Raw genomic sequence first — 16,905 nt, forward strand, 5'->3', positions numbered from 1 at the left:
CTTTTGCTTTTCCTTTTATTAACAGATGTTAACGAGAGGATTTTGCAAATCAGGGGTGAAAATGGCCCCGATTACCGGGCGAAAAACAAACAACAGCATCGGAAGCGGAATACAACGATGAGCCATACAACAAACCACCCTGAGTACAACTACACCGTTGTGCGCCAGTTCACCGTCATGACGATTGTCTGGGGAATTGTCGGTATGTCGGTTGGTGTACTGATCGCAGCCCAGTTGATCTGGCCTGCCCTCAACTTTGATACCCCCTGGCTGACCTACAGTCGCCTGCGTCCCCTGCATACCAACGCGGTCATCTTTGCGTTTGGTTGCAGTGCCCTGATGGCCACCTCCTTCTACGTGGTACAGCGCACCTGCCAGGCAAGACTGTTTGGCGGCCCGCTCGCCTCCTTCGTGTTCTGGGGCTGGCAGGCGATCATCCTCGCCGCCGCCATCAGCCTGCCACTGGGATACACCACCTCCAAGGAGTATGCCGAGCTGGAATGGCCCATCGACATCGCCATCGCCGTGGTCTGGGTGAGCTATGCCATTGTCTTCTTCGGCACCCTGGTCAAGCGCACCACCTCCCACATCTATGTGGCGAACTGGTTCTTCGGTGCCTTCATCATCACGGTGGCCGTGCTGCATATCGTCAACAACATGGAAGTGCCACTCTCCGGCATGAAGTCCTACTCCATGTACTCCGGCGCCATGGATGCCATGGTGCAGTGGTGGTATGGCCACAACGCGGTCGGCTTCCTGCTCACCGCCGGCTTCCTGGGGATGATGTACTATTTCGTGCCCAAGCAGGCGGGGCGTCCGGTCTACTCCTACCGCCTCTCCATCGTGCACTTCTGGGCGCTGATCTCCCTCTATATCTGGGCCGGTCCGCACCATCTGCACTACACCGCGCTGCCTGACTGGGCCCAGTCCCTGGGCATGGTGATGTCCCTCATCCTGTTCGTCCCCTCCTGGGGCGGCATGATCAACGGCATCATGACCCTGTCCGGTGCCTGGCACAAGCTGCGCTATGACCCCATCCTGCGCTTCCTGATCGTGTCCCTGTCGTTCTACGGCATGTCCACCTTCGAAGGCCCCATGATGGCGATCAAGACGGTCAACGCCCTCTCCCACTACACAGACTGGACCATAGGTCACGTCCACTCCGGTGCCCTGGGCTGGGTTGCCATGGTATCCATCGGCGCCGTGTATCACTTGATCCCGAACCTGTTCGATCAGGGCCGCATGTACAGCATCCGCCTGATCAACGTCCACTTCTGGCTGGCGACCGTGGGCACAGTGCTCTACATCGTCTCCATGTGGATTTCTGGGGTGATGCAGGGTCTGATGTGGCGTGCGGTCAATGATGACGGCACCCTGACCTACAGCTTCGTGGAGGCGCTGCAAGCTTCCTATCCCTTCTACTTCGTGCGCTTCCTGGGTGGCTGCTTCTTCGTCACCGGCATGCTGCTGATGGCTTACAACGCCTATCGCACCGTCACTGCGCCCAAGGGTTCCCTGGAACCCGTCGCACAGCCAGCCTGATCTGAAGGGGTTTAAAGCATGAGCAACAATAACCGTCACGAAATTTTTGAAAAGAGCGTCCCCATGCTGGTGATAGGCATCATCTTTGCCATCAGCCTGGGGGGCCTGGTCGAGATCACGCCACTGTTCTTCCAGAAGCAGACCAACGAGCCGGTGGAGGGCCTCAAGGCCTACACCGCCCTGCAGATGGAAGGACGCGACATCTACATCCGCGAGGGCTGCACCGTCTGCCACAGCCAGATGATCCGCCCGTTCCGTGCCGAGACCGAGCGCTATGGCCACTACTCGGTCGCCGGTGAGAGCGTGTGGGAGCACCCCTTCCTGTGGGGCTCCAAGCGTACCGGTCCGGATCTGGCCCGGGTCGGCGGCCGCTACTCCGACGACTGGCATCGCGCCCACCTCATCAACCCGCGCGACGTGGTACCGGAATCCAACATGCCCGCCTTCCCCTGGCTCGAGACCAACGTCCTGACCGGTGAGCTGACCGGCAAGAAGCTGGCGCTGTTCCGGGATCACTTCGGGGTGCCCTATACCGATGCCGACATCGAGGGTGCGTCTGAGGCAGTCAAGGGCAAGACCGAGTTGGATGCCCTGGTGGCCTATCTGCAATCACTGGGTCATGCCCTGAAATAAGGAGTCGGGATATGGATTACGGCACATTTCGCGGCCTGTACACCCTGCTGCTGATGATCATCATGATCGGCATCATCGTCTGGGCATACAGCAAACGCCGCAAGGCCTCCTTCGATGAGGCTGCCAACCTGGTCTTTGCCGATGACGAGCAACCCAGTGCTGATAACAAGAACGCAGGAGCGAAGCAATAATGAGCACTTTGTTTAGCATTTTTGTGACCGTCATAAGTCTGGGCACCATACTCGGCTGCTTCCTGCTGCTGATGTGGTGCATGAAGGACAAGATGGGGACCGAAGAGGGCAAGCCCATGGGGCACACCTTCGACGGCATAGAGGAGATCAACAATCCCCTGCCGAAGTGGTGGTCCTATATGTTCCTCTTCTTCATCGTCACCGGTCTCATCTACCTGCTCGCCTTCCCGGGTCTGGGCAACTTCAAGGGTCTGCTGGGCTGGCAGAGCTCCAACCAGGACGTTCGCTCCCTGGCCGAATCCAAGGCGGCGGCTGCCTCTGCCAAGGACGAAGGGCGCGCGGTGGAGTATGATCGGGAACTGGCCAAGGCCGACGAGGTCTATGGCGCCAAGTTCCGTGAGCTGACCTACCAGGCCGACGGCAAGAACTACAAGGAGATCACCGAGATCGCCAAGGACCCGGAAGCCCTGAAAGTGGGTCAGCGTCTGTTCCTGCAGAACTGCTCCCAGTGCCACGGCTCCGATGCCCGCGGTGGTCGCGGTTTCCCGAACCTGACCGACAGCGAATGGCAGTGGGGCGGAGCGCCGGATCAGATCAAGACCACCATCATGGGCGGTCGTCAGGGGATCATGGCCGCCTGGGGCGAGATCCTGGGTCAGGACGGGGTCAAGGAAGTGGCCTCCTACGTGCTGAGCCTCTCCGGCCGCAAGGTGGATCTGGTGGAAGCCAAGAAGGGGGAAGCCCGTTTCGCCATGTGCGCCGCCTGTCACGGCCCGGATGCCAAGGGCGGCATCGCCTTCGGCGCGCCGGATCTCACCAACAACACCTGGTTGTATGGCGGCTCCCGTCAGGTGGTCGAGCAGACCATCACCCATGGGCGTCACGGCGTGATGCCAGCCTGGAAGGATATCCTGGGAGAAGACAAGGTCCACCTGCTGGCGTCCTATGTCTATAGTTTGTCCCACCAGGCGCAGTAAAATAAGCAGTAACATGTGATAAGCACGTGATTACGCAGCAAAAAGCCTCGACTCTTCGAGGCTTTTTGTTATCTTGTGTTGGCTAGAATCCCTCCATTTCGTTAACCATTTGTTTCGGTAGCACCATGACTCAACCTTGGTATCGCCAATTCTGGCCCTGGTTCATCATCGCCCTCCCCTGCGCCGCCGTGGTAGGCAGCATCGCCACCGCCATCATCGCCAGCAAGGATGGGGTCAACCTGGTGGCGGAAGACTATTACAAGCAGGGCAAGGAGATTAATCAGGATCTCAGCAAGTTCGATCGCGCCGAGGCCCTCGGCATCCGCGTCGAGCTCTCGGTCAGCGACAAGGAGCTGACCCTGAAGCCCCTGTCGGGTGAGATCCCCGCCGGTCAGGCGCTGCACCTCTCCCTGTTCCACCCGACCCTGGCCGGTCTGGACAGCGATCATCTGCTCACTGCCGATGGCAAGGGAGTCTATCGCCTGATGCTGGACAAGCCCCTCACCGGCAAGTGGCACATCCGGGTCGATGCCTTCAACCACGAGTGGCGCCTGCAAGAGACGGCGCAGTTGCCGACCAAGGCCCCGGTGGAACTCGATCCCAGGGGACGCTGAACCCGGAATGAGCGGCAGCGTTCATCCAGGCATGACGGCGTCCTCCCTTTTCTCGCCCACGCGGGCAGCTTCCAAGAGGGATAATGACCATGACCGGCTGTTTTCACTGTGGTGAACCGGTTCCCACTGGCAGTGACTTTACCCTGGAGATCAAGGGGATAGTGCAACCCATGTGCTGTCCTGGTTGCCAGGCCGTGGCACAGACCATTCTCGAATGCGGCCTTGCCAGTTACTACGAGCACCGCACCGCCCCCGGCATCAAGGGGGAATTGGTGCCGAGCGAGCTGGCGGCCCTCACCCACTACGATCTGGCCGAAGTGCAGCAGGAGTTCGTCACCGAGACGGGCACGCTGCGGGAAATCCAGCTCAGCGTGGAAGGGCTGACCTGCGCCGCCTGCGCCTGGCTCATCGAGCGCCACCTGATGGGGCTCGCGGGCCTGCATTATGTCAACGTCAATACCACCACCCACCGCGCCCGCATCAAGTGGGATCCGGACAGGCTCTCGTTAAGCGACATCCTCAAGGGGTTCGCCAAGATAGGCTACCGCGCCTACCCCTTCCAGACTCATCAGCAAGAAGCCCTCTACGCCCGCGAGGTGCGCAGCTACATGTTCCGCATGGCGCTGGCTGGTCTTGGCTCCATGCAGGTGATGATGTGCGCCGTGGCGCTCTACATGGATTTCTTCATCAGCGTGGAAGAGGAGTTCATGATCTACTTCAAGTGGATAAGCCTGCTGCTCTCCACCCCCATCATGATCTACTCGGCCCAGCCATTTTACGTGGGCGCCTGGCGCAGCCTGAAACAGGGCCACCTCTCCATGGATGTCTCTGTGTCGCTGGCCCTCATCGGTGCGTTCGTCGCCTCCATCTGGGCCACCGTCTTCAACACGGGTGAGGTCTATTACGACTCCATCACCATGTTCGTTTTCTTCCTGCTGCTGGGGCGCCTGCTCGAGCTGAGGGCCAGGCGCAAGGCGTCCGAGTCCAGCTCCAACCTGGCACGGCTGGTGCCCATCATGGCCACCCGCATCGATGCAGATGGCGAACACGAGGTGCCCGCCAAGACACTGCGGGTGGGGGACAGGGTCCGGGTGCTGGCCGGTGCCACCCTGCCCGCAGACGGCATCATCACTCAGGGGCAGGCCAGCCTCAACGAAGCCATGCTGACCGGCGAGCAACTGCCCCTGCTCAAGCAGGCGGGAGATCCCGTCTTCGCCGGCACCATCAGCACGGATGCGCCGCTGGAGATCCGGGTCAACCACCCCATCGAAGAGTCGCGCCTCGCCCAGATCATGCGGTTGCAGGACAGCGCGCTGGATGACAAACCCGCCATCGCCCAGCTGGCGGATGTGCTCTCCCGCCATTTCATCCTGGTGCTGCTGCTCATCGCCGCCGCGGTCTGGACCTTCTGGCACTTCCATGCCCCGGAGCGGGCCTTCTGGGTCACCCTGTCAGTGCTGGTGGCCACCTGCCCCTGCGCCCTGTCACTGGCGACCCCGACGGCGCTCACCTCGGCCACCGCCCACCTGACCCGCAGCGGCATCCTGCTGCGCCGCGGCCACGTGCTGGATGTGCTGACCCGGGCCAACCGGATCGTGATGGACAAGACAGGTACCCTGACCACCGGCAATATCAGCCTGGTGGGCGTCCAGCCCCTGGCGGAGCTTGGCGAAGACGAGTGCCTGGCCATCGCCCGCGCGCTGGAAGCCTACTCCGAACACCCCATAGCCCGCGCGTTTCGCAGCAAAGGAGCTGACGATGCCGTGCTGCTGGCAGCCAGCGGGGTGACGCCCGTCATCGGCCACGGCATCGAGGGCAGGATCGCAGGCAAACATTACCGCATCGGTAGTGCCCGCTGGCTCGGGCTGAGTGACAAACAGAATGCCGCTCAGGGGCTGGCCATCTATCTGGCCGACGAGACCAGGCCGCTGGCCCGCTTCACCCTGGCCGATACCGTGCGTGCGGATGCAGGGGCCTTGATCCAGGCCTTCAAGGCGGCCGGCCTGCAAACCACCATTCTCACCGGCGACAGCTCCCCTCAGGCCGACACTGTTGCCCGTGAACTCGGGGTCGATGAGCTGGTGAAAGGGGTCACCCCAGATGGCAAGCTCGCGTACCTCAAGGCGCGGGAAACGGCCGGGGATATCAGCATCATGGTGGGCGACGGCATCAACGACGCCCCCGTGCTGGCCGGTGCCCATGCCTCCTTCGCCATGGCAGGCGGCACGGATCTGGCCAAGAACAGCGCCGACGCCATCCTGCTGGCCGATGACCTCTCCCGCCTGCTGACGGCGCGCACCCTGGCGCTGCGCACCCGCCGGATCATCCAGGAGAACTTTGCCTGGTCCATCGGTTACAACCTGCTGGTGTTGCCACTCGCGGCAAGCGGCTGGCTGCCCCCCTATCTGGCAGCGGCAGGCATGTCCCTGAGCTCCCTCATAGTCGTCACCAACTCGATGCGTCTCAATCGATGAGCAAGCAGGGAAAACGCTGAACATGTGGCCTGCCTCCGATTCAGGCCACATTTCTCACTGATAGCGGCTGGCCCCCTGCCCGAACAGGGTTACCATGGGGGTCGATTGCCACGGATAAATGTCAAGGTAGTTTCCATGAACATCATTTTTGTCCTCATCCCCATCGCCATCCTGTTCGTCATCATCGCGGGGGCCGTCTTCTTCTGGGCCATTCGCTCGGAGCAGTTCGAGGATCTCGACCGCCAGGGCTCCAACATACTGTTTGACGAGGAGCAACCCGCCACCAAGAGCAAGGATAAGCCGCGCGATGACCAGCAGCCTTGACCTGATGGGGGCCCTGCTGGTGGGGCTGGCAGGTTCAGGCCACTGCATCGCCATGTGCGGTGGCGTCTCTGCCGCCCTCTCCATGGCCATCCCCGCCGAGAAACAGCACTTCTGGGGGCGCCTTGGCTACCTGCTCAACTACAACCTGGGCCGGATCCTGAGTTATGTGCTGGCTGGCGCTCTGGTAGGCGGGCTACTGGCCACCACCAGCGAGCTCGGGGCCGGCAAGCATGCCATCGCCGGCTTGCGCCTCATTGCAGCCCTGCTGATGATAGCCCTCGGCCTCTATCTGGCGGGTTGGTGGCAAGGGATCCTGCTGCTGGAGCGGCTCGGCGCCAAGATGTGGCCCTTCATCAAGCCGCTGGCGGGCAAGTTCATTCCCTTTACGTCGGCCTGGCAGGCGCTCCCCTTTGGCATGGTGTGGGGCTGGCTGCCCTGCGGCCTAGTCTACTCCATGCTGACCTGGAGCGCGGCAGCGGGCTCCGCTGGCGACGGGGCGCTCATCATGCTGAGTTTTGGTTTTGGGACCCTGCCGACCCTGTTTGCCCTGGGCGGGCTGGCAGACAAATTGCGTTACTGGCTGACCCTGCGCAGCCTGCGTCTGGGTGGAGCCTTGCTGCTCATTGCCTATGGGCTGCATACCCTCTGGATCGGGCTGGCGTCCTTTTGAAACCCTATCCAAAACGGATGAGTTGGTGGTAAACTTGTTTGATATAAATCAATTATTCATATGAGCCTATGATCCCGGACAAGAAACCTGGCAGACGTGTTCAGAGCGGTGGCTGTGCAATTCATTGCCAGGATTGCAGCATCAGCCAGCTCTGCATCCCCTTCACCCTGAACGACAGTGAGCTCGATCAGTTGGACAGCATCATCGAGCGCAAGAAGCCGATCCAGAAGGGTGAGGAACTGTTCAAGGCTGGCGATGAACTGAAATCGCTCTACGCCATCCGCTCCGGGACCATCAAGTCATACACCATCACCGAGCAGGGCGATGAGCAGATCACCGCCTTCCACCTTGCAGGGGATCTGGTCGGTTTCGATGCCATCCACAAGCAGGCGCACCCCTCCTTCGCCCAGGCGTTGGAAACCGCCATGGTGTGCGAGATCCCGTTCGATGTACTCGACGATCTCTCCGGCAAGATGCCCAAGCTTCGCCAGCAGATCATGCGACTGATGAGCAACGAGATCATGGGGGATCAGGAGATGATCTTGCTGCTCTCCAAGAAGAATGCGGAAGAGCGCCTCGCCGCCTTCCTGCACAACCTGTCGGTACGTTTCTCCGAGCGCGGCTTCTCCGCCAAGGAGTTCCGTCTCTCCATGACCCGTGGCGACATCGGCAACTATCTCGGCCTCACCGTCGAGACCATCAGCCGTCTGCTCGGTCGTTTCCAGAAGTCCGGCCTCATCAGTGTCAAGGGCAAATACATTACCGTGCTGGATCACGTGGCCCTCGGCGTCATGGCCGGTGCCACTCGCCCTCCCTGCGGCTGATCACGCCCTTTCCCACTGTATTGCCGGATCGGTTCACCCTGAAATTTGATCCGGCACACCTTCCCGTCTCCCCCCTTGGGCTAAGCTGTAATGGCTAAAGAGTTGCCATCATTGGCGTTTTTGCCAAGGAGGAGAACATGGTCAAGTACCGAAATATTCTGGTGGTGATCAACCCGGAGGAGGTGCGCCAGATCGCGCTCGAGCGCGCGGTCAAGGTCGCCGAGCTGGACGAGGGCGCCCAGCTGACCCTGCTCCTGACGATTTACGATTTCTCGTACGAGATGACAGCCATGCTGTCGGTGGATGAGCGGGAAGAGATGCGCCACGGCGTCATTGCCCAGCGTCGGGAGTGGCTGGACGAGATACTCCAACCCTATCGCGCCAGAGGCCTGGAGTGCGAGATCAAGGTGTTGTGGCACAATCGTCCCTTCGAGTGTGTTATCCAGGAAGTGCTGGAGCATCGCCACGATCTGGTGGTCAAGGCGACCCACAAGCATTCCTTCCTGCAAACCTTCATCTTCACCCCGACCGACTGGCACCTGCTGCGCAAGTGCCCCTGTCCCGTCCTGCTGGTCAAAGAGGGTCACTGGCAGCGGGGCGGCAACATCATCGCCGCCATCAACTGCTCGAGCGATGACCTGGAGCAGAAAGTCCTCAATGAGCGCATCACCCGCGAAGGCGTCGCCATCGCCGATCTGCTTGGATCCAACCTCTATCTGGTCAACACCTACCCCGGCACACCGGTGAATGTGGCCATCGAGCTGCCCGAGTTCGATCCCAACGCTTACAACGATGCCATCCGCAAGCATCACGAAGATCTGCTGCGAGAACATGCCGATCACTTCGGCATCAATCACATGTGGACCAAGGTGGCGGAAGGATTACCGGAGGAGGTGCTGCCTGACATGGCGGACGAGCTCAAGGCCACTTTGATGATCATGGGTTGCGTCGGCCGTACCGGCCTCTCCGCCGCCCTGCTCGGCAACACGGCAGAGCATGTGGTCGATCGGCTCGACTGCGACATCCTGATCCTCAAACCGGACGATTACAGCTGCCCGGTGGATGACAAGCGTCATCCTGCATAAGCGTTTCTTGCCCTCCCCCGGGACATGGCTATAATAAGCCGCTTATTTTTGTCCCGGGTTTGAGGCCATGCTAGAAGAGCTTAACGCCAAAGAGAAATACAGTTTCAACAAGCTGCAGAAACGCCTGCGGCGCAACGTGGGTCAGGCCATCGCCGACTTCAACATGATTGAAGAGGGTGACAAGATCATGGTGTGCCTGTCTGGCGGCAAAGACAGCTTCGCCATGCTCGACATCCTGATGAGCCTGAAGGCCAGCGCCCCCATCCATTTCGATCTCGTGGCCGTCAACCTGGATCAGAAGCAACCCGGCTTCCCCGAACACGTGCTGCCGGAATACCTGGCCACCCTCGGCGTCGACTTCAAGATCGTCGAGGAAGACACCTACTCCATCGTCAAGGACAAGGTGCCGGAAGGCAAGACCACCTGCGCCCTCTGCTCCCGCCTGCGCCGCGGCATTCTCTACCGCACCGCCCAAGAGCTGGGTTGCACCAAGATTGCCCTCGGCCACCACAGGGATGACATCCTCGAGACCCTGTTCCTCAACATGTTCTACGGCGGCAAGCTCAAGTCCATGCCCCCCAAGCTGGTGAGCGACGATGGCAAGAACGTGGTGATCCGCCCCCTGGCCTACTGCAAGGAGAAGGATCTGGTGCGCTATGCGGAGGTCAAGGCCTTCCCCATCATCCCGTGCAACCTGTGCGGCTCGCAGGAGAACCTGCAGCGCAAGGCCATCAAGCAGATGATGCAGGACTGGGATCGCCGATTCCCCGGCCGGATAGAGACCATGTTCACCGCCATTCAGGACGTGATCCCGAGCCACCTGCTCGATCACAAGCTGTTTGACTTCAAGAGCATCAACCGCGACTCCGGCATCATCGACGGCGGCGACAAGGCATTCGATCCCCCCGAGCTGCCGACCGCGCCCCTGCTCAACATCGACGAGATGGACGTGCTGGATGTGATCGAGGTGCGCTGAGCGCCCTGCCAGCCACCACGAAAAAGGAGCGCCATGCGCTCCTTTTCTTTATCTGTCTTTCACCCGGCTTTTTCAGCCCTTGTGCAACCAGGGGGTCAGTCGCAGTATCTCTCCCGCAAGCTGCAACCTGCCCGCCGCGAAATCGGCGAGTTGCTCATTGCGAAGCAGCAGCTGGCCATCCTGCCAGGGGAGTGGTTGCTGACGGGCTCCATCGATGAGGTAGGCGGTGCCGCTCGGCTGCACCAGGGTCACCCGCACCCCCGCCATCTCCGGCAGGAAGTACTTGCCCACCATGCCTGCCAGCTTGTCCAGCAGCGACTGCATCTCCTGCTGGCGTGTCACCACCTCGCTCACCCTGAACCCCTGGCTATCCGACGCTGGGGGCGCATCGGCCATCACCTGCACCGACATGTCACAGGTGGCATGTGGTTCGGTCAGCGTCACCACCACGGTCGCCTTGTCGAGATTGAGATCGTCGTCATAGGGCAGACGCAGCTCGCTGTCGATAGTCACCTCGGCGGCAACATCCCGATCCAGGGTCGAGACCCTTGCCGAGGCGAGCCCGCAGCGCTGGCCACTTTGCGGATCGGTCAGATAAAACCCCAGCCTGGCATCACCAAACTCGCCCTTGGCAAAGGTCTTCATCTGGCTGTAGAAGGTGCTGTATTGCAGATCCAGCGAGGGCGCCGCCACGCACAGCGCCGGCACTATCAGCAGACTTGCCGCCATGCCATGTCGAACCAGCTTCATATGCCATCCTTTTGCATCACGCGTTGAAATGATCGGGCCCCTGCCCGGAGGCGGCATTGTCCGCCACTTCGGTCACCTCCACGGCAACCCCGCACAGATCCCGATAGAGGATCCCCTTGAGGTTGAAATAGAGGGGGGCCACCCAGATGAGGCCTATGCCCATGGGAATGAGGGCCAGGAAGAACAGCGCCAGCATGACGCCATGCAGCAGCACTATGCTGGGCCAGCCTCGGGCGAACAACTTGAGGGAGACCAGGATGGCCTGGGCCGGCGACAGACCGCGCTCCAGCACCAGAGGCACGGTGAACACCAGCCCCATGCCCACCAGGGCAGAAGGAACAAAAGCCAGCATCACCGGCAGCCCCAGCAGCTCGAACAGGGGGCCAAACAGGCTGGTGATGAGGCTGCCGAGCAGGCTCAGGGAGCCCAGACGCAGAAAGTGACGGAAGAAGTCGAACACCTGGTTAGGACGGGCCCGCACGCCCACCGACTGCTGCAGTCCCAGCATGTCGAGGGAAGAGGTCATGGGAGACATGATGACGGTGATGAGCAGGCTCAATATCAGGGCCATGTCCATGTCACCCCCTTCTTGGCTGACATAGGGGGCCAGCAGGGTGTTGCTCAGCAGGATCCAGATTGCCATGACCCCGGCGATGGCCAGCGCCAGACCGAAACCGGTGCGGCGAGTCTGTTGCCAGGCCTCTTTCAACACCCCTTGCAGCTCCAGACGGTATCCCTGGCTGAGGGACTGTTCGAGGGTTCCACCGATCCGCATTCTATTACTCAATTGACTATCCAACATTCAAATACGACTGTTCCAAGGTGGCACATTATAGCGGTTTGACCGGGCATGCGTAGTCGTTTTTCCTGTTATCTTCCGTTCAGAAAGCTGTTGATTTCACAGACAAGGGCACTGTCGCCAGCCCGGTATTCGTGCCCCGTGGTTGCCTAGCTTGGCCCTCGCCCGGCATGGGCGTAGGATGGATGACCAAGACTCGACAGACTCGCACTCTCGCGCAGTCCATCCCGGATAACCCATACAAGGAAAGCTGCAATGTCCGAACTGACGCTCTATCTCGCCCCCGGTACCTGTGCCATGGCGGTGCGCATCGCCCTGGTGGAAGCCGGTGCCCCGCACCGGATCAAGCGCCTCGATCTCGCCGCCGGGGAGCAACGCACCCCCGCCTATCTTGCCATCAACCCCAAGGGGCGGGTGCCGGCCCTGGTGACCGAGCGCGGCGTACTGACCGAAACCCCGGCCTTGCTGCTGTACGTGGCCCAGCGTTTCCCGGATGCCGGGCTGGCGCCCCTGGATGACCCCTTCCTGCTGGCCAGAATGCAGGAGGTGCACAGCTTCCTCGCCTCGACGGTGCACGTCGCCCATGCCCATGGCCGTCGCGGTAGCCGCTGGGCGGATGATGAACACGCCATCGCTGCCATGAAGGCCAGGATGCCGCAAAACATGCGCGACGGTTTCGCCGAGATAGAGCACCACTATCTGGCCGGTCCCTGGGTATTGGGGGAACGTTTCAGCCTGGCCGATATCTACCTGTTCGTGGTGGCCAGCTGGCTCGCGAGCGACGGGGTCGCCATCGACGAGTTTCCCAAGGTGGCGGCCCATACCCGACGCATGCTGGCACGCCCCGCCGTGCAGGAGGCCCTGATTCTCTGATCCCCTCCTCTGGTTGTACGGGTGCTCTTCTGGCACCCGTTTTCCTGCTGTCAGCCACTTCATTGAGATCGTTTTCACATTTTCGTCATCTGTTCCTAGACCCGTTAACGGTTAGCGCCTATCTTTCACCTCAACGACGCAACCGGTTGCGTAACCGGTTGCCCAGATAAATATCGACGATGCGGTCACAGGCCGCCGAGGTGTTGTATGAAACGAGGCAAGCTGCTCAATGCTCCCCTGAGTGCTCTGGTGGCACGAATGGGTCACACCGACGAGATCACCGTCTGCGATGCAGGCCTGCCCATTGCGGCGGGGCCTGAGCGCATCGATCTGGCACTGATGGCGGGCACTCCCAGCCTGGACACCGTGCTGACCGCTCTGCTCACCGATCTGGTGGTGGAGAAGGTGATCATGGCGAGCGAAATAAAATTGATCAGCCCGGATGCCCATCAGGCGCTGGTTGCGCAGATCGAGGCTCACGCCCTGGCCCAGGGCAAACCCATCGCCGTCGAATATTGCCTGCACGAGGCGTTCAAAGCCCGCTCCCACCAGAGCAAGGCCATCGTGCGCAGCGGCGAGGTCACCCCCTACGCCAATATTATTCTCTGCGCCGGTGTGGCGTTTTAAGCCTCTTCAAGGAAGCTGCAAATGAGCACAACCTCCCCCCTCTCACCCCTTGTTGGGCTCACCGGGAGCGTTAACACGCCCCCCTCGCCCATTCTTGAGCTCACCGGGATCGTCAAGACCTTCCCCGGGGTGCGCGCTCTCGACGAAGCGGGTCTGCGAGTCTACCCGGGTCAGGTGATGGCCTTGCTCGGTGAGAATGGCGCCGGCAAATCCACCCTGATGAAGGTGCTGACCGGCATCTATCAGGCCGATGCTGGCACCGTCAGCTATCGCGGTCAGCCGGTGCACTTCAAGGGACCGCGCGACTCCCAGGATCAGGGGATCAGCATCATCCACCAGGAGCTGAATCTGCTGCCGGAGTTGTCGATTGCAGCCAATATCTTCCTCGGCCGTGAGCCGCGCACCCGCTTTGGCAGCATTGACCACAAGCAACTGCGCGAGCGGGCCAGCACCCTCCTGGCACGCCTCGGCGTCAAGCACGGGCCGGACACCCGGCTCGGGGATCTCTCCATCGGCGAGCAGCAGATGGTGGAGATCGCCAAGGCGCTGTCATTCGATGCCAGCGTCATCATCATGGACGAGCCCACCGACGCCCTGACCGACACCGAGACAGAGCAGCTGTTCGTGGTCATCCGCGAGCTGCGCGAGCAGGGTTGCGGCATCGTTTACATCTCCCACCGCCTCAAGGAGATCTTCCAGATCTGCGACCGGGTCACCGTGCTGCGCGATGGCAAGTGGATAGGCGAGCAGGCGGTGAGCGAGCTCGACGAAGACAGGATCATCGAGATGATGGTGGGTCGCCGGCTGGAGGAGCAATACCCGCGCCTCGCGCGCGAGCTCGGCCCCGTCAGCCTGCAAGTGAAGGATCTGGCCGGCCCCGGCGTGCACGGGGTGAGTTTCTCCCTGCGCCAGGGGGAAATTCTCGGCTTCAGCGGCCTGATGGGGTCCGGGCGCACCGAGCTGATGAAGCTCATCTACGGCGCCAGCCCCATCAGCAGCGGCGCGGTCGAAGTCGATGGCAAGGTGCTGGTGCCACGCACCCCCGCCGACGGTCTGGCCGCCGGTATCGCCTACATCTCCGAGGATCGCAAGGGGGATGGCCTGGTGCTGGAGCTCTCGGTACGCGAAAACATGAGCCTGTGCGCCCTCGACGAGTTCATCACTCACGGCAAGATAGACGGCAAGGCCGAGCGCCAGGCGGTGGGTGACTATGTGCGCCTGTTCAACATCAAGACTCCGAGTCAGGATCAGCTGATCAAGCTCCTCTCCGGCGGCAACCAGCAGAAGGTGGCCATCGCCAAGGGGTTGCTGACAAGGCCCAAGGTGCTGATCCTCGACGAGCCGACCCGCGGCGTCGACGTGGGGGCGAAGAAGGAAATTTATCAACTCATCAACCAGTTCAAGAAGGAGGGGATGAGCATCATCCTGGTCTCCTCCGAGATGCCGGAAGTGCTCGGCATGAGTGATCGCATCCTGGTGATGCACGAAGGGCGCATCAGCGCAGAGTTCAACACCCGCGAGGCCAATCAGGAGAAACTGATGGCGGCGGCAGTCGGCAAACAGTGGCAAGCAGAGCAAGAGGCAGCACAATGACAACCCAAACCCTTTCCCGCCGTGGCGTCATGAGCAAGGCCTGGTGGATCGAGAACAAATCCCTGGTAGCGCTGCTGGTGCTGATCGGCGTCGTCTCTTTCCTGAGCCCGAACTTCTTCACCGCCGACAACCTGCTCAACATACTGCGTCAGACCTCGGTCAACGCCATCATGGCGGTCGGCATGACGCTGGTCATTCTCACCGCCGGTATCGATCTGTCGGTCGGCTCTGTGCTGGCCCTGTGCGGCGCCCTGGCAGCCACCATGGTGGCCATGGAGCTGCCCATCTGGCTGGTAGTACCCCTCACCCTGGGGGCCGGTGCCCTGCTCGGCGGCGTCAGCGGCCTCATCATTGCCAAGGGCAAGGTACAGGCCTTCATCGCCACCCTGGTCACCATGACCGCCCTGCGCGGCGTGACCATGGTCTACACCGAGGGGCGTCCCATCTCCACCGGTTTCAGTGACGGCGCCGATCACTTCGCCTGGCTGGGGACCGGTTACCTGTTCGGCCTGCCGGTGCCCATCTGGCTGATGGCCATCGTCTTCCTGCTGGCCTGGTACCTGCTCAACCACACCCGCCTCGGTCGCTACATCTATGCCCTCGGCGGCAACGAATCGGCCACCCGCCTCTCCGGCATCAACGTGGCCAGGGTCAAGCTCGCGGTCTATGGTCTGTGCGGCATGTTGTCGGCGCTGGCGGGGCTCATCGTCACCTCCCGCCTCTCCTCGGCCCAGCCGACTGCCGGCATGGGTTACGAGCTGGATGCCATCGCCGCCGTGGTGCTGGGTGGCACCAGTCTGATGGGCGGCAAGGGCCGCATCATGGGTACCCTGATCGGTGCCTTGATCATCGGCTTCCTCAACAACGCCCTCAACCTGCTCGACGTATCCTCCTATTACCAGATGATCGCCAAGGCCAGCGTCATTTTGCTCGCCGTGATGATCGATAACAAAAGCAAGTAAGCACACACAAGGAATGAAATGATGAAAAAGCTCAATACCCTGCTCGCTGCCGCCATCATGTCCGTGCTGGGTACCGCCCAGGCCGCCGATCAGACGCTGGCCATGGTGGTCTCCACCCTCAACAACCCCTTCTTCGTCACCATGAAGGAGGGTGCCGAAGCCAAGGCCAAGGAGCTTGGTTACGAGCTGGTGGTGCTGGACTCCCAGAATGACCCGGCCAAGGAGCTCTCCAACGTGGAAGATCTCACCGTGCGCAAGGTCAACGCCATCCTGATCAACCCGACCGACTCAGAAGCGGTGGGCAACGCCATCCGCCTGGCAAACAAGGCCAACATCCCGGTGCTGACCCTGGACCGCGGCGCGGCCCAGGGGGAGGTCAAGGCCCACATCGCCTCCGACAACGTGGCCGGTGGCAAGCTGGCTGGTGACTTCATCACCGAGAAGCTGGGTGCCGGCACCAAGGTGATCCAGCTCGAAGGGATCGCCGGCACTTCTGCCGCCCGTGACCGTGGCGAGGGCTTCGCCCTGGCCGTGGCCGCCAACAAGTTGCAGGTGCTGGCATCCCAGCCCGCCGACTTCGATCGCACCAAGGGTCTGAACGTCATGGAGAACCTGCTGGCGGCCCACCCGACCGTACAGGCGGTGTTCGCCCAGAACGACGAGATGGCGCTGGGTGCCATCCGCGCCGTGCAAGCCGCCGGCAAAGAGGTGATGATCGTCGGCTTCGATGGCACCGACGATGGCAAGGCCGCCGTGGCCAAGGGTAAACTGGCCGCCACCGTGGCCCAGCAGCCGGCGCTGATCGGTGCCATCGGCGTGGAAACCGCCGACAAGGTGCTCAAGGGCCAGCCGGTGGAGCAGTCCATCCCGGTACCGCTGCAAATCGTCAGCAAGTAAGCATGACGGGGGAGGCTCGCCTCCCCCGCTCTCTTACCATGCCTCCCGGCCTGGGTGCTCCAACCCGAGCGTCCAAACCAAGATGCATCAGGAG

At 61.5% G+C, this 16,905-nt stretch carries 18 protein-coding genes; 16 read left to right on the forward strand and 2 right to left on the reverse strand.

Annotation, left to right across the window (positions count from 1 at the left end):
* The first annotated feature begins 117 nt into the window (after nucleotides 1-117).
* From ccoN to ttcA, 11 genes are all read left to right on the forward strand, one after another.
* Nucleotides 118-1,542 carry a cytochrome-c oxidase, cbb3-type subunit I gene (gene ccoN, locus ACB039_RS12370; protein ID WP_005329626.1) on the forward strand — a complete coding sequence of 475 codons (1,425 nt, stop codon included), beginning with the start codon at nucleotides 118-120 and terminating at the stop codon, nucleotides 1,540-1,542.
* 18 nt (nucleotides 1,543-1,560) lie between these two features.
* A complete protein-coding gene (ccoO, locus tag ACB039_RS12375; protein ID WP_005329630.1) occupies nucleotides 1,561-2,175 on the forward strand; it encodes a cytochrome-c oxidase, cbb3-type subunit II in 615 nt (204 codons plus the stop codon).
* Between the two features lie 11 nt (nucleotides 2,176-2,186).
* Nucleotides 2,187-2,366, forward strand: a complete 180-nt coding sequence (locus ACB039_RS12380) for a CcoQ/FixQ family Cbb3-type cytochrome c oxidase assembly chaperone (RefSeq protein WP_005329633.1) — start codon at nucleotides 2,187-2,189, stop codon at nucleotides 2,364-2,366.
* Complete coding sequence (ccoP, locus tag ACB039_RS12385) at nucleotides 2,366-3,343, forward strand: cytochrome-c oxidase, cbb3-type subunit III (RefSeq protein ID WP_042648242.1); 978 nt, start codon at nucleotides 2,366-2,368, stop codon at nucleotides 3,341-3,343. The genes ACB039_RS12380 and ccoP overlap by 1 nt, the downstream gene beginning before the upstream one ends.
* Before the next feature lie 125 nt (nucleotides 3,344-3,468).
* A complete protein-coding gene (locus ACB039_RS12390) occupies nucleotides 3,469-3,957 on the forward strand; it encodes a FixH family protein (protein WP_005329637.1) in 489 nt (162 codons plus the stop codon).
* A gap of 89 nt (nucleotides 3,958-4,046) precedes the next feature.
* The gene (locus ACB039_RS12395) at nucleotides 4,047-6,431 is read left to right on the forward strand and encodes a heavy metal translocating P-type ATPase (RefSeq protein ID WP_371165780.1); all 2,385 of its coding nucleotides are present in this window, start codon (nucleotides 4,047-4,049) and stop codon (nucleotides 6,429-6,431) included.
* Nucleotides 6,432-6,566: 135 nt separating this feature from the next.
* Nucleotides 6,567-6,755 (forward strand): cbb3-type cytochrome oxidase assembly protein CcoS, encoded by a 189-nt coding sequence (gene ccoS / locus ACB039_RS12400; protein WP_005329639.1) that lies wholly within the window; start codon nucleotides 6,567-6,569, stop codon nucleotides 6,753-6,755.
* The gene (locus tag ACB039_RS12405) at nucleotides 6,739-7,425 is read left to right on the forward strand and encodes a sulfite exporter TauE/SafE family protein (RefSeq protein ID WP_041205801.1); all 687 of its coding nucleotides are present in this window, start codon (nucleotides 6,739-6,741) and stop codon (nucleotides 7,423-7,425) included. Before ccoS ends, ACB039_RS12405 begins: the two co-directional genes overlap by 17 nt.
* A gap of 68 nt (nucleotides 7,426-7,493) precedes the next feature.
* Nucleotides 7,494-8,249 carry an FNR family transcription factor gene (locus tag ACB039_RS12410; protein WP_043131810.1) on the forward strand — a complete coding sequence of 252 codons (756 nt, stop codon included), beginning with the start codon at nucleotides 7,494-7,496 and terminating at the stop codon, nucleotides 8,247-8,249.
* Between the two features lie 137 nt (nucleotides 8,250-8,386).
* Entirely contained in the window at nucleotides 8,387-9,334 is a 948-nt protein-coding gene (gene uspE, locus ACB039_RS12415; RefSeq protein WP_371165781.1) for a universal stress protein UspE, read from the forward strand.
* Between the two features lie 67 nt (nucleotides 9,335-9,401).
* Nucleotides 9,402-10,310 carry a tRNA 2-thiocytidine(32) synthetase TtcA gene (ttcA, locus tag ACB039_RS12420; protein WP_042648240.1) on the forward strand — a complete coding sequence of 303 codons (909 nt, stop codon included), beginning with the start codon at nucleotides 9,402-9,404 and terminating at the stop codon, nucleotides 10,308-10,310.
* A gap of 72 nt (nucleotides 10,311-10,382) precedes the next feature.
* Here ttcA and ACB039_RS12425 read toward each other — a convergent pair whose 3' ends face one another.
* On the reverse strand, nucleotides 10,383-11,060 hold the full coding sequence (locus tag ACB039_RS12425; RefSeq protein WP_371165782.1) for a DUF2987 domain-containing protein: 678 nt from the start codon (nucleotides 11,058-11,060) through the stop codon (nucleotides 10,383-10,385).
* Nucleotides 11,061-11,076: 16 nt separating this feature from the next.
* Nucleotides 11,077-11,835, reverse strand: a complete 759-nt coding sequence (locus tag ACB039_RS12430) for a hypothetical protein (RefSeq protein ID WP_371165783.1) — start codon at nucleotides 11,833-11,835, stop codon at nucleotides 11,077-11,079.
* A gap of 279 nt (nucleotides 11,836-12,114) precedes the next feature.
* Here ACB039_RS12430 and ACB039_RS12435 point away from each other — a divergent pair, with 279 nt between their 5' ends.
* The 5 genes from ACB039_RS12435 (at nucleotide 12,115) to rbsB (ending at nucleotide 16,811) form a co-directional block, all read left to right on the forward strand.
* Nucleotides 12,115-12,732 carry a glutathione S-transferase family protein gene (locus ACB039_RS12435; protein ID WP_218408562.1) on the forward strand — a complete coding sequence of 206 codons (618 nt, stop codon included), beginning with the start codon at nucleotides 12,115-12,117 and terminating at the stop codon, nucleotides 12,730-12,732.
* A gap of 207 nt (nucleotides 12,733-12,939) precedes the next feature.
* Nucleotides 12,940-13,359 (forward strand): D-ribose pyranase, encoded by a 420-nt coding sequence (rbsD, locus tag ACB039_RS12440; RefSeq protein ID WP_139750710.1) that lies wholly within the window; start codon nucleotides 12,940-12,942, stop codon nucleotides 13,357-13,359.
* 21 nt (nucleotides 13,360-13,380) lie between these two features.
* Nucleotides 13,381-14,952 (forward strand): ribose ABC transporter ATP-binding protein RbsA, encoded by a 1,572-nt coding sequence (gene rbsA / locus ACB039_RS12445; protein WP_283941240.1) that lies wholly within the window; start codon nucleotides 13,381-13,383, stop codon nucleotides 14,950-14,952.
* A complete protein-coding gene (gene rbsC / locus ACB039_RS12450) occupies nucleotides 14,949-15,914 on the forward strand; it encodes a ribose ABC transporter permease (RefSeq protein WP_041205806.1) in 966 nt (321 codons plus the stop codon). Before rbsA ends, rbsC begins: the two co-directional genes overlap by 4 nt.
* Nucleotides 15,915-15,935: 21 nt before the next feature.
* On the forward strand, nucleotides 15,936-16,811 hold the full coding sequence (rbsB, locus tag ACB039_RS12455; protein ID WP_041205808.1) for a ribose ABC transporter substrate-binding protein RbsB: 876 nt from the start codon (nucleotides 15,936-15,938) through the stop codon (nucleotides 16,809-16,811).
* Nucleotides 16,812-16,905 lie beyond the last annotated feature (94 nt).

The organism is Aeromonas sp. S2(2024), assembly GCF_041402505.1.
Classification (GTDB): Bacteria; Pseudomonadota; Gammaproteobacteria; order Enterobacterales; family Aeromonadaceae; genus Aeromonas; species Aeromonas media.

Bases quoted from the DNA above. Each gene is read 5' to 3' on its own strand.
- uspE (WP_371165781.1), top strand. From the start codon at position 8,387: ATGGTCAAGTACCGAAATATTCTGGTGGTGATCAACCCGGAGGAGGTG.
- ACB039_RS12405 (WP_041205801.1), top strand. From the start codon at position 6,739: ATGACCAGCAGCCTTGACCTGATGGGGGCCCTGCTGGTGGGGCTGGCA.
- ACB039_RS12435 (WP_218408562.1), top strand. From the start codon at position 12,115: ATGTCCGAACTGACGCTCTATCTCGCCCCCGGTACCTGTGCCATGGCG.
- ccoN (WP_005329626.1), top strand. From the start codon at position 118: ATGAGCCATACAACAAACCACCCTGAGTACAACTACACCGTTGTGCGC.
- rbsA (WP_283941240.1), top strand. From the start codon at position 13,381: ATGAGCACAACCTCCCCCCTCTCACCCCTTGTTGGGCTCACCGGGAGC.
- ccoO (WP_005329630.1), top strand. From the start codon at position 1,561: ATGAGCAACAATAACCGTCACGAAATTTTTGAAAAGAGCGTCCCCATG.
- ACB039_RS12390 (WP_005329637.1), top strand. From the start codon at position 3,469: ATGACTCAACCTTGGTATCGCCAATTCTGGCCCTGGTTCATCATCGCC.
- rbsC (WP_041205806.1), top strand. From the start codon at position 14,949: ATGACAACCCAAACCCTTTCCCGCCGTGGCGTCATGAGCAAGGCCTGG.
- ccoS (WP_005329639.1), top strand. From the start codon at position 6,567: ATGAACATCATTTTTGTCCTCATCCCCATCGCCATCCTGTTCGTCATC.
- rbsB (WP_041205808.1), top strand. From the start codon at position 15,936: ATGAAAAAGCTCAATACCCTGCTCGCTGCCGCCATCATGTCCGTGCTG.
- ACB039_RS12395 (WP_371165780.1), top strand. From the start codon at position 4,047: ATGACCGGCTGTTTTCACTGTGGTGAACCGGTTCCCACTGGCAGTGAC.
- ACB039_RS12410 (WP_043131810.1), top strand. From the start codon at position 7,494: ATGATCCCGGACAAGAAACCTGGCAGACGTGTTCAGAGCGGTGGCTGT.
- rbsD (WP_139750710.1), top strand. From the start codon at position 12,940: ATGAAACGAGGCAAGCTGCTCAATGCTCCCCTGAGTGCTCTGGTGGCA.
- ACB039_RS12425 (WP_371165782.1), bottom strand. From the start codon at position 11,060: ATGAAGCTGGTTCGACATGGCATGGCGGCAAGTCTGCTGATAGTGCCG.
- ACB039_RS12430 (WP_371165783.1), bottom strand. From the start codon at position 11,835: ATGCGGATCGGTGGAACCCTCGAACAGTCCCTCAGCCAGGGATACCGT.
- ttcA (WP_042648240.1), top strand. From the start codon at position 9,402: ATGCTAGAAGAGCTTAACGCCAAAGAGAAATACAGTTTCAACAAGCTG.
- ACB039_RS12380 (WP_005329633.1), top strand. From the start codon at position 2,187: ATGGATTACGGCACATTTCGCGGCCTGTACACCCTGCTGCTGATGATC.
- ccoP (WP_042648242.1), top strand. From the start codon at position 2,366: ATGAGCACTTTGTTTAGCATTTTTGTGACCGTCATAAGTCTGGGCACC.